At 51.1% G+C, this 11,680-nt stretch carries 8 protein-coding genes; all 8 read right to left on the bottom strand.

Features of this window, described 5'->3' with window-relative positions:
- Window positions 1-2,727 (bottom strand): SusC/RagA family TonB-linked outer membrane protein, encoded by a 2,727-nt coding sequence (locus tag C510_RS0107725; RefSeq protein WP_026320150.1) that lies wholly within the window; start codon window positions 2,725-2,727, stop codon window positions 1-3.
- 273 nt (window positions 2,728-3,000) lie between these two features.
- Complete coding sequence (locus C510_RS0107730; RefSeq protein WP_018710771.1) at window positions 3,001-4,107, bottom strand: cholesterol-responsive sulfotransferase; 1,107 nt, start codon at window positions 4,105-4,107, stop codon at window positions 3,001-3,003.
- 13 nt (window positions 4,108-4,120) lie between these two features.
- On the bottom strand, window positions 4,121-5,629 hold the full coding sequence (cysN, locus tag C510_RS0107735) for a sulfate adenylyltransferase subunit CysN (RefSeq protein WP_018710772.1): 1,509 nt from the start codon (window positions 5,627-5,629) through the stop codon (window positions 4,121-4,123).
- 19 nt (window positions 5,630-5,648) lie between these two features.
- On the bottom strand, window positions 5,649-6,560 hold the full coding sequence (cysD, locus tag C510_RS0107740) for a sulfate adenylyltransferase subunit CysD (protein ID WP_018710773.1): 912 nt from the start codon (window positions 6,558-6,560) through the stop codon (window positions 5,649-5,651).
- 55 nt (window positions 6,561-6,615) lie between these two features.
- Window positions 6,616-7,221, bottom strand: a complete 606-nt coding sequence (cysC, locus tag C510_RS0107745; protein ID WP_018710774.1) for an adenylyl-sulfate kinase — start codon at window positions 7,219-7,221, stop codon at window positions 6,616-6,618.
- A gap of 30 nt (window positions 7,222-7,251) precedes the next feature.
- The gene (locus C510_RS0107750; protein ID WP_018710775.1) at window positions 7,252-8,799 is read right to left on the bottom strand and encodes an SLC13 family permease; all 1,548 of its coding nucleotides are present in this window, start codon (window positions 8,797-8,799) and stop codon (window positions 7,252-7,254) included.
- 9 nt (window positions 8,800-8,808) lie between these two features.
- The gene (gene cysQ, locus C510_RS0107755; RefSeq protein WP_018710776.1) at window positions 8,809-9,615 is read right to left on the bottom strand and encodes a 3'(2'),5'-bisphosphate nucleotidase CysQ; all 807 of its coding nucleotides are present in this window, start codon (window positions 9,613-9,615) and stop codon (window positions 8,809-8,811) included.
- 330 nt (window positions 9,616-9,945) lie between these two features.
- On the bottom strand, window positions 9,946-11,604 hold the full coding sequence (locus C510_RS0107760) for an amino acid permease (protein ID WP_018710777.1): 1,659 nt from the start codon (window positions 11,602-11,604) through the stop codon (window positions 9,946-9,948).
- Between the last annotated feature and the right edge of the window lie 76 nt (window positions 11,605-11,680).

Consider the following 11,680-nt stretch of genomic DNA (forward strand, 5'->3'; position numbering starts at 1 on the left):
TTAAAGGTTAATGCTCAAGCTCAGGGTGTAGGTGCGTGAAAGCGGGTAAGTCCGTTTATCGTCGATACCCAGGGTACTTCCTACTTGCGAGCTGTTAATCATCGGAGTAAGTCCGGAATAGCCGGTAATGGTTCCCAGATTGTTGACGGTAAAGGCCAGCCGGAGTCCTTTCAGTAATCCTTTGGAAGGAGTGGGCATGGTCCATCCTATGGTCAGGTAGTCGAAGTTCACGTAATCGCCTTTTTCCAACCAATAGTCGGTAGCTGTCTGGTCCTTGATGTTCTGATGAGGGGCGTCTGCCATGACGTTATAGTCGGGGAAAGAACCCATGTTCATGTAGGAAAGGGAAGTTCCGTTGTAAATTTTGTGTCCGAAGGCTCCGTTTATCTGCAGGGACAGGTCGAACTGCTTGTATCGGAAAGCGATATTCGAACCGAGTACGACTTTCGGTACTGCCTGACCGGCAATGTAGCGGTCTTCTCCGTCTTCCAGGTTGACTCCGTTTCCGTTCAGGTCGGCCACTTCGTAGATGTAGCCGCCGTTTCCGTCGGGTTTCAGACCGGTGCAATGAGGCAGGTAGAACACGCCTAGCGGCTGGCCTACAATCTGATATACAATGTTGTTGTAACCTCCATGGAATCCGGCTCCGTTCAGTCCTCCGATGGCCGTATATTCCGGAGCAGATACGTATTCTCCGTTATACATGCCGCTCAGTGAGAGCAGCTTGTTCTTCTGGAAGGTCAGGTTCGCGTTGATGTTCAGTTCCATGTCCTTGGTCTGTAGCGGGGTGATTCCTACCGCGATTTCCGTTCCGCAATTCCTCATTGAACCCAGATTGGCCAGCAGGGTGCTGTAAGGGAAAGGAGGAACACTTACATCGTAGTTATAGAGCATGTCCGTCGTTTTGGAGTTGTAGTAGTTGACGGAGAGCAGCAGGCGATTACCGTATAAGGCCAGGTCGATACCGGCATTGAAGGTACGGGTTACTTCCCATTTCAGGTCAGGATTGATGTTCAGCATCTGTTCGTAGGTAACGATGGGAGAGTTGCCTACCGGCGCAATGCCGTTCGGACGGAGCAGGGCCAGGGTGGTATACGAATCGATACCTCCCAGGTTTCCGGCTGTTCCGTAGCCTACGCGGAGTTTCAGGTTGTCGATAATTGGCAGATTTTTCATGAAATCTTCTTGGGTGATGTTCCAGGCTGCCGAGACGGAAGGAAAGACTCCCCATTTATGGTTTGTTCCGAATTTGGACGAAGCGTCAGCACGCAGGTTAAAGGTAAGGATGTATTTTTCGTCGTAGGCATAATTGGCACGTCCCAGGAAAGAGGTCAGGGTCGGTTCGTCGTAATACGAGCCGGTTCCTTCCCACGGACGGAGAGCCCCACTCTGCAGGTTGTTGTATCCCAGTGCATTGCTGGAGAAGTTGGTAACTGTTGTATGGAATCCTGAATAGGTTTCTTTCGAGAGTTCACCCAGTCCTAACAGGTCGATGAAATGCTTGTTGAACCGCTTGTTGTAAGTAAACATCAGGTTGCCCAGCAGAGCCTCCGAGCGTTGGCTGCCTCGGTAAGCCTGACCTTTCGCCCAGACGGAAGTCGGCAGGTATTGCTTGTCTTCCGAATTGTTGTAGGTGTAAGAACCGAATAGAATCAGTTTCAGGTCTTGCAACAGGTTGAGCGTCAGTTTGGCATGGGCACTGAAGTATGAAGCCTCCCCCTTGTTGTCCACTTCCATCCAGGCCAGCGGATTGGTTATCTGGCTGGCGGCGGTTATTTGGTCCCAGGCACCGGTAGTGGGGTTCTTGAAATTCGGGAAGGTAGGATTGAAGGTTGCAGCCGAGTAGAAGGTTTTTTGCAGGTCGAACAGGGTTCGTTCGCGTTTGACGGAACCGAACAGTCCCAGCTCACAATCGATGAGGCCATCCAGCAGTCGTTGTGAAAGATTCATGTTGGAGGTGAACAGCTTCAGGGATTCGTTGTCGATGATTCCTTTGCGGTCGATGTATCCCAGCGATACACGGTAATTCGAGTTGTCACCTCCCCCGTAGAAGGCTACATTATGGTTCTGTTGCAGGCCGGTCTGTTCAATTTCTTTCTGGAAATCGGTGTTGTAACCGCGGTCCAGAATCGAGATACCGTTTTCCTGTGCCACTTTCCGGTAGGCATCTCCGTCCAGCATGTCGATGTGCTTGTAGGCATGGGCGATGCCGAAACTTCCGCTGTAATTCACCCGGGTCTTTCCGGCGATACCTTTCTTGGTTGTGATGTTGATGACTCCGGCCGCTCCCCGGGAACCGTACTGAGCCGTTTCGGCGGCATCCTTCAGGATGGTGAAGGTTTCAATATCGGTAGGATAGATGGAGGTCAGCAGGGTAAGGTCTCCCAATACTCCGTCCACGATAATCAACGGTTCGTTTCCGCTGGTCAAGGAAGTGGTACCGCGCATTCGCACGGATTCCAGAGCTGCCGTCCCGTTGTTGCTTTTCTGGATGGTCAGTCCGGCCACTCGTCCTTGGATAGCCTCCAACGGATTCGTAATCTGTTCCTTGTTCATCTGTTTTTCCGTAATCTGTTCTACCAGACCGGAGAGGTTCTTGAGGTTTCCTACGGCATAGCCTACGTTGACAACAGAGTCTTTCGGGACTTCTGTTTCTGTAGGACCGTTCTGCGCGAATACTGGCAGAAAGCCCGACAGGGCCAGTGTGCAACATAATAGATGTTTCATAGTCTTTAAGATTTCTGAGGTTTTACCAAGGTCTTTGTCATTTATCCGGAGAAGGGACAATCCTTCCGGATAGATATAAAACATTTGTCGAGTCCGTTTTGTTTCTGTCAGAAAAAAGAAACGACAGGTAGTGTCGGTTTCAGACACCCCTGTCGTTTAAACAAAGTTAGGAAAATAAAATGAGATTTCCAACGGACGGTTTGTTTTAATTTGTTGCCGAGGAGCTTTCCTTGATAGTGACATCAAACCCTTAGTCAACAGCTCCAAAGAACTTTATAACTGGTAGTCCCACTGCTCCAGTGCGAACGACCAATGCTTTTCAACCAGTTCTACGGTTTCCGGTTTGTACTGGTATTTGTTCTTCTTGTAGCCTTTCTTCTTGTTGACATAGGCTTCGATGGCCGGACGTGCCTCTTCGAATCCCGGCAAAGAGAGTTTCCGATAGATGTCCTGTGTCATATCGAAGGCATTTTTTTCGTAATCTTCGAAACGGACTTCTACCAGGTTACCTTCCGGAATCAGGTGCTTGTCGGCTTCATACTTGTGGTATAGCTTGGCGTATACCGACAGGATGTTTGCCTGGATTTCCTCGTTGCTGATGTCCTGCAACTTCAGCGGTTGGATGGTGTTGGTGAAGAAACTCCGGGTCGATTCGAATACCGTATACGGATTACGCATCAAATAGATGAACTTGGCGTTCGGGAACATTTTGACCAGCTCTTTCACACGTCCGGTGTGAGGCGGGTTTTTGCTCAGGAACTGGGTACCGTTGGTATTCCACAAAGAAATCTTGATGAGTTTGGTGAAGGTCTCTTCAAAGATTTTCAGTTCTTCAGCACTGATGTCCTCGAAAAGCAGGTATTTGTCGGCGTATTCCTGGGTATATTTCGGAAGGAACCAGAAATTATAGTAGGTATACGGCATCATGTTGGCCAAGGCAAACTCTTCTTCTTGCGGAAGGTCTACCGCCAGCTCCATGTTGTCGGTAGGACGTTTGTCCGGCATCAGCCAGCTCATGTTCTTCTTGAAGAAGGGTTGTCCCCACATCATCAGGTGCGGGAATACGGTCTGGTAGGTCGTGTTGTAACCGAAATGCTTGTCGCACGAGAATACATTGTGCATGAAGGTAGTACCGCTGCGCCAGTGTCCCAGAATGAATACCGGGTCGTGTTCCAGCGGTTTGTCGGCCAGCAACTTCTGGTAACGGCTTTCCTGCAAGGGGGTAAGGGTGGAAAGCAGACGGCATACGGCCTTGGTCAGGCGGTATTTGCCTTTGTAGGCCGGGTCGATGGTTCTGCCTCCGGTAATCTGCTTGAAAGTTTTCCAGTCGGCTCCCACCAGGGTATTGATAGGTAATTTACTGAATTCTAGTAATCCCATGATATTTCTTTAATTAGTTTTTCTTGATTTCGATGGCGATACCTTGACGTTCCAGTTCCTTCACGGCACGTTCAATGGCGTCGTAGTGTTCGGGAGCGATACCCAGTTTCGGCAGGTTCAGCACAGGCAATTCCATGGTGTTGTGCATGTCCTTATCGTCTACCCGGTTGAGAATCATACCTACTGCGCTGGTATTGTTGCTGATAGGGTCAATCAGGATAAACGAACCGGTAGCCTTGTTCTGGTTGTACGGGTCGAAGAACAGCTCTTTCGAGGAAGTGAGTACCACACGGGCAATCTGATTCAGCTGCATCGGTACGTCTTCTTTCTTCAGCTTGCCGTTTTCTACGCTCAGGTGTTCCATCGTATTGATGTCTACCTTGTATTTGATGCTATCGATGCGGGTACGGCTAGTGTTGGTGGTCTGTTTCAGGAAGAAAGATTTCTCCAGGTCCATCTTTTCTTCGTCCATCCATACCAGCATGGCTTCGAAGTTCCGTCCGACGGTTGGTACATTGTCCGGGTGAACCAGCATTTCTCCGCGTGAAACATCGATTTCGTCTTCCAGGGTCAGGGTTACTGACATCGGAGGGTAGGCATAGTCGAGCTCTCCGTCGTAGGTGACAATACTTTTGACGTGCGATTTCTTGCCGGAAGGAAGCGCCATCACTTCATCGCCCTTACGGATGATACCCGAAGCCACCTTGCCGCAAAAACCACGGAAATCGAGGTTCGGACGGAGTACGTACTGAACCGGATAACGGAAATCGTTCAGGTTATGGTCGTTGCCGATGTGTACGGTTTCCAGGAATTCCAGCAGGGACGGACCTTCGTACCACGGCGTACGGTCGGATTTCTCTACTACGTTATCGCCGTCGAGGGCAGACAACGGGATGCAGTTGACATCGGGAATACCCAGCGGGTCGATGAAGGCCCGGTAGTCGGACACAATCTTGTCGAAGACTTCTTTCGAGAAGTCCACCAGGTCCATCTTGTTGACCGCCAGTACTACGTGCTTGATACCCAGCAGGGAAACCAGGTAGGTATGACGGCGGGTCTGGGTGATGACACCGGTACGTGCGTCAACCAGGATGATGGCCAGGTTGGCGGTAGAACCGCCGGTAATCATGTTTCGGGTATATTGTTCGTGTCCCGGAGTATCGGCGATGATGAATTTACGGTTGTTGGTCGAGAAGTAACGGTAAGCTACGTCGATGGTGATACCCTGTTCGCGTTCGGCCTTCAGACCGTCCAGCAGGAGGGCATAGTCGATGTGCTCGCCGGCGTTACCCATACGTTTGCTGTCACGTTCCAGGGCATCCAACTGGTCTTCGTACAACTTTTTGCTATCGAACAGCAGGCGTCCGATGAGGGTTGATTTCCCGTCGTCCACCGAACCGGCCGTCAGGAAACGCAGCAGGTCCTTCTGTTCGTCTTTCTTCAGGAATTCTTCGATGGACAATGCGCCACGGCTTTCTCCTTCCATCGGATTCCCGGATTTGCTTTTATCTAGTTCTTCCATGATTCTTTCTGAAAATTGGTTAGAAATATCCTTCACGCTTCTTCTGTTCCATGCTGGCTTCCTGGTCGAAGTCAATGACACGGGTGGTACGTTCACTCTTGGTGGTGGTCATCATTTCCTCCACAATCTTTTCGATGGTGTCGGCTTCGCTTTCTACGGCACCGGTGAGCGGCCAGCATCCCAAGGTACGGAAACGTATCTTCTTCATTTCAATCTTGTCGCGGTATTTTTCCGGCAGGCGGTCGTCATCCGGCATGATGAGCTGTCCGTCGATGTTTACCACCGGACGTTCCTTGGCGAAATAAAGCGGGACAATGGGGATATTTTCCAGACGGATGTATTGCCAGATATCCAGTTCGGTCCAGTTGCTGAGCGGGAATACCCGGATGCTTTCTCCCTTACGGATGCGGGTGTTGTAGATGTCCCACAATTCCGGACGCTGGTTCTTCGGGTCCCATTGGTGGAATTCGTTGCGGAAGGAGAAGATACGTTCCTTGGCACGCGATTTCTCCTCATCGCGGCGGGCACCACCGAAGGCGGCGTCAAACTTGTATTTGTCGAGGGCGTGAAGCAGGGCTTGTGTCTTCATCAGGTCGGTATGCACCTTGCTACCGTGGGTGAACGGTCCTACTCCTGCGCGGAAGGCGTCCATGTTGCTTTCCACAATCAGGTTCCAGCCGTATTTCTTGGCATATTCGTCGCGGAACTGAATCATTTCCTTGAATTTCCATTTCGAGTCGATGTGCATCAACGGGAACGGAACCTTACCCGGTGCGAAGGCTTTCTCTGCCAGGCGGACCATGACGGAGGAGTCCTTACCGATGCTGTACAGCATGACCGGATTCTCGAATTCGGAAGCCACCTCACGGATGATGTAGATAGACTCGGCTTCGAGTTCTTTCAAGTGGCTCAGATTATAAGTTTCTTTCATGATGTATGAATTTTGTTTGTTCTTGGTTGGCGGATTACCGGAGTAATCCTTTGGGTTATTCGGCCTTTACGCGTGGCAGAATCAGTTCCAGCAGGCGGTTGACCGATTCCTCTACCGAAAGTTTGGAGGTGTCCAGTGAGAGGTCCGGATGTGCGGGAGCCTCAAACGGGGCAGAGATGCCGGTGAAGTTCCGGATTTCCCCCTTGCGTGCCTTGGCATAGAGTCCTTTTACATCGCGGCGTTCACATTCCTCCAGGGGAGTGCTGACGTAGATTTCCAGGAAATTCTCTTTCCCGATGATGCGGGAGGCCATCTCGCGCAATTCGTTGTTCGGGCTGATGAAGGCGGCCAGGGTGATGATTCCCGTTTCTACGAAGAGTTTGCCCACTTCTGCTATGCGGCGGATATTCTCTACACGGTCTTCGGCCGAGAAGCCCAGGTTGTTGTTGATGCCGCTACGGATGTTGTCTCCGTCCAAGATGCGGCACAAAAGTCCCCGCTTCTGCAATTCACGTTCCAGGGCGATAGCGATGGTGCTTTTCCCCGAACCGCTCAATCCGGTGAACCATATCATGACGCTATGCTGATGGAGGAGCGCTTCCTTGTCGGCACGTCCTAACATGCGGTCGAATATCGGATAAATATGATTTTCAGCTTGCATATATCGTTGTTTTATTGAATTCATGAATACTTAGAAAGGCCATATCTGCGGAATCAGGAAGACTGAAATCAGGAAGGTGATGATGTTCAGCGGTAGTCCTATCCGCACAAAATCGGTGAACTTGTAGTTTCCGATACCTTGCACAATCAGGTTGGTCTGATAACCGATAGGCGTGGAGAAACTGGCCGAAGCCGCCATACAGATGACCACGAAGAACGGCATCGGGTCTACTCCCAGTTGTTGCGACAGGGAGAGAGCCAACGGGAATGAAAGGGCTGCCGCCGCATTGTTGGTTATCACTTCGGTAAAGATGTTCGTTATGATGAAGATGGCCGCCAGCAGGATATACGGACCGTGGCTATGGCTCAGGTCGATGATGTAGCCGGCCAGCAAGTCGGCCACTCCCGAGTTCTCCATGGCCTTGCTGATGGCGAAGGCACACGAGATGGTAATCAGAATATCCCATGAGATGTATTTGGTATATTTCTGAGGCGGGAAGATTTTGGTCCAGGCCATGATGACGGTGGTTACCGATACAAAGAAAAACATGTCCAGCTTGATGCCCGGAGGAAGCATTTCCTGTACGGCAGGAAGTTCGCCGATGGTGGCTCCTGCAATCATGATGAACAGAAGGGTCAGGGCAAACCAGCGTTTCTTCTTTCCGGCGGGTTCATATTCCTTGCCGTTGGCCAGCATGATGAAGACTGAAGATTCTCCCCAGGTCTTGATGAAGCTGTCGTCTGCCATGACAATCAGCGTATCTCCTTCGCGGAAGCTGATGTCGCCGAACGAGGTATAGGTACGTCCGCTCCGGCGTAGTTCCTTGATCTTTGCACCGTAATGCCGTTCGAAATCGAAGTCGCTGATGCGTTTGTTGATACCCGGGAAACGGGGACCGATGACGGCTTCTACCGGATGAAGTCCGCTATCTACGTTTTCCTCATCGTCGGTCGCTTTGTCCGGTCGCTCAGCCGGAAGCAGGCGTTTCGAGAAGAAGAACAGGTACAGGATGCCCGCTATGGCCACAAAGATACCTACTTTACCTAACTCGAACATGCTGAACCCTCTTAGTCCGGCATCTATCATCATACTATGTACCACCAGGTTGGTGGATGTTCCAATCAAGGTACAGATACCACCCAGGATGGTAACGTACGACAGGGGGATGAGGAAGTAGGTGGCCGGAAGCTTGACATAGTTCGCCCATCGTTTGATGATAGGAGCGAAAATGACCACTACCGGCGTATTGTTCAGGAAGGCGGAAATGAAGGCGATGGAAGGCAGGATGCGGACCTGTGCCTTGAAGACCGAGGTACGTTCCTGGGGAAGTAACTTCTTGATGAGTTGCGTCAGGGCGCCGCTTTGACGGATTCCTTCGCTTACCAGGAACAGGAGGGCGACGGTAATCATTCCTTTGTTGCTGAATCCTTCCAACATTTCCTTCGGGGAAAGGATTCCCGTACAGAGGAACAGGACTACTACCGAGAACAGGATCATTCCCGGACGCATCTTGTCCATAATCAGAGCGGCCAGCATACCTACCAGCGCCAGCAATACGATAATTATCTCAAAAGTCATGACGTGTATTTATTGAGCGATGAACCAGGGGTTCAGCAACTCTTCTTTGTTATACTGTAGCGGTTCCTGTTTACCGGCCTGGTAGACCTCCTTTCCGGCGGCACGGATGATGGCGTGTCCGGCGGCGGTGTCCCATTCCATGGTCGGGGCAAAGCGCGGATAGACATCCGCTTCTCCTTCGGCGATGAGGCAGAGCTTCAGGGAACTTCCCTTCGAAACGGTTTCTACCTGTGCGTGGCATTGCTTCATTTCGTTGATGTAGGCTTCGGTTTCCGGAGTCAGGTGAGACCGGGAAGCGACAATAACGAAATCCTTCCGGGGAGCGGCATAGGGAAGCCGTTGCCCTTGATTCATCAGTGAATCGAGGGTCGCGTCGGCCGGTAACTCGGTAATCGAACCTATCTTGTAGGCACCGTATGCGCAATCGGCGAAGAACAACTCCTGTTTTACCGGGATGTAGATGACTCCGGCTTCGGGGGTTTCGTTCTGCACGAAGGCGATGTTGACCGTAAATTCACCGTTCCGTTTGATGAATTCCTTGGTACCGTCCAGCGGGTCTACTATCCAAAGCTCGTTCCAGTTTTTACGTTCCTCTACCGGAATCTGTTTTCCTTCTTCGCTGAGCAGGGGATAAGGAGTCTCTTGCAAAGTCTTTGCAATGACAGCATGCGACTTCCGGTCGGCAATGGTCAGCGGGGAATTATCCGCTTTCTTTTCTATCTCGAAGTCTGAATTCGGGTCGGTGTAAACGGCCATAATTTCTTTTCCGGCCTCCAAAGCAGCCCGGATAGCCGTCAATAATATCGTTTTATCCATAATGTTAACTCTCTAAAGAATTGCAAAATAACGGCTTTTTGGTCAGTTATCATTGGTTGATTATTCGTTTTTTCTGTTCTTAAGCATGTCTTATAACATTCTTTAAGGATTATTTTTGTATTTTGGTAGGGGAAAATGTGAATTAGGTAAAAGTGGAGGGTTTAGGAGGAAAAGCGGAATCCAGCTCTCTGGCTTTTGATTGCGATTTGACGAATTCACAAATTTCAATGGGAAGGTGAAGGAATTTTTTCCCTTTTGCAGGAACGGACAGGCAGTGCATTCCTGCAAAAGGAATGACAGGTTAGCTGATTTATTTATAATGGTTCATCATCAGGCAGCGCTCTCGTGGGTCGTCTTCCAGATGCGGTACATGTAGAAGGCGCAATGGGTAAAGGCAAAGACGAAGGAGATGATCAGAAGCGTCATGTCCTGGTCCCATCCTACGGTCTGCTGGTGCCAGAGTCCGGTGATGACACTCAGCACCGCCAGTACCAGACCCAATACGTTGAGTACCATGGTTCCTTTCCGGTGTGGCATGTCATGTTCCAGTTTGCTGTGCTTGATGCCGTAGCAGGCATAGACATCCAGTCCGATGAGCATCCAGAGTACCAGCCGGATCCATGTGTCGGCAGGCAGGAAACACATCATGCACAGGCAGGTCAGGATGCCCAGAATAGGAATCAGCGGTACAAACGGAGTCTTGAAGGCACGGGGAGCGTCCGGCATTGTCTTACGGACTATCAGGACGGCCGCACATACCAGGGTGAAGGCAAGCAGGGTACCGATGCTGGTCATTTCTCCCGCTACCTCCGCCGGGATGAATCCAGCCAGCAGGCTTACCAATATCATGAACAGGAAATTGCTATGTACAGGGGTACGGAAACGTTCGTTGATGCGTGAGAAGAAGGGTGGAAGCAGGCCGTCGTGGCTCATGCTCAGGAAGACACGGCTCTGTCCGAGCAATGTCACCATGATGACAGAGCAATACCCGAAGAGGATGGCCAGGATGATGGCCTTGTTCAACCACGGATAGGCCGGCTGGATGACGCCTGAAGCATCGGCCGTTCCCATGTGCTCGATGGCTACCGCTACGGGGGCGATACCTACTTGCCCCTGGAAATCGGTGTAATGTGCTACTCCCGTCATGACATGGGCGAAGAGGATATACAGGATGGTGCAGACCAGCAACGATACCAGGATACCGATGGGCATGTCCCGTTTCGGATTCCGGGTTTCCTGGGCAGCCGTGCTGACCGCGTCGAAGCCCAGAAAGGCGAAAAAGACAATGGCGGCTCCGCGCAAGATGCCCGAGAAGCCGTATTCGCCTACCTTCCCGGTATTTTCCGGAATGTATGGTACATAGTTTTCGGCTTGGATGAACTTCCATCCCAGAATGACGAAGACCAGGATAACGGCAATCTTGAGGAAGACGATGAGTCCGTTGAAGAACGAGCTGCCCGCCGTTCCCCGCATCAGGATGAGGCTCATCAGGACCACGATGACCATGGCGGGGATGTTGACGATACCTCCATCCCACGGACAGGCCGTAAAGGCATGGGGCAGGTCGATGCCGATTCCTTGGAGGAAGACCACCAGGTACCGGCTCCAGCTGATACTCACCGTCGTGGCGGCTACGGTATATTCCAGCACCAGGTCCCATCCGATTATCCAGGCGATGAGTTCACCCATGGTGGCGTAGGAATAGGTATAGGCACTACCGGCCACCGGAATCATGGAAGCGAACTCGGCGTAGCAGAGTCCGGCGAAACAGCAACCGATGGCGGCAATGATGAATGACAGGGTGATGGCAGGACCGGTATAACCGGCGGCTACCGTACCGGTGATGGAGAACAATCCCGCTCCGATGATGACTCCTACTCCCAGGGCCACCAGACTGACGGGCCCCAATACTCGTTTCAAGGTTTGTTTGCCCGACTGGTTGGCTTCCGCCTGCAGGGCTTCTATGCTCTTACGAATGAATAATCCCATGAATTTTTCTTTGATTAGTTGGTTTATAACTCGATTCGAAGCGCAAAGATAGCAATCAATTAAGATTTGGCAATTA

The organism is Phocaeicola barnesiae DSM 18169 = JCM 13652 (genome assembly GCF_000374585.1).
Lineage (GTDB): Bacteria > Bacteroidota > Bacteroidia > Bacteroidales > Bacteroidaceae > Phocaeicola > Phocaeicola barnesiae.

Coding starts and splice junctions, on each gene's coding strand:
- C510_RS0107725 (WP_026320150.1), bottom strand. CDS start 2,727: ATGAAACATCTATTATGTTGCACACTGGCCCTGTCGGGCTTTCTGCCA.
- C510_RS0107730 (WP_018710771.1), bottom strand. CDS start 4,107: ATGGGATTACTAGAATTCAGTAAATTACCTATCAATACCCTGGTGGGA.
- cysN (WP_018710772.1), bottom strand. CDS start 5,629: ATGGAAGAACTAGATAAAAGCAAATCCGGGAATCCGATGGAAGGAGAA.
- cysD (WP_018710773.1), bottom strand. CDS start 6,560: ATGAAAGAAACTTATAATCTGAGCCACTTGAAAGAACTCGAAGCCGAG.
- cysC (WP_018710774.1), bottom strand. CDS start 7,221: ATGCAAGCTGAAAATCATATTTATCCGATATTCGACCGCATGTTAGGA.
- C510_RS0107750 (WP_018710775.1), bottom strand. CDS start 8,799: ATGACTTTTGAGATAATTATCGTATTGCTGGCGCTGGTAGGTATGCTG.
- cysQ (WP_018710776.1), bottom strand. CDS start 9,615: ATGGATAAAACGATATTATTGACGGCTATCCGGGCTGCTTTGGAGGCC.
- C510_RS0107760 (WP_018710777.1), bottom strand. CDS start 11,604: ATGGGATTATTCATTCGTAAGAGCATAGAAGCCCTGCAGGCGGAAGCC.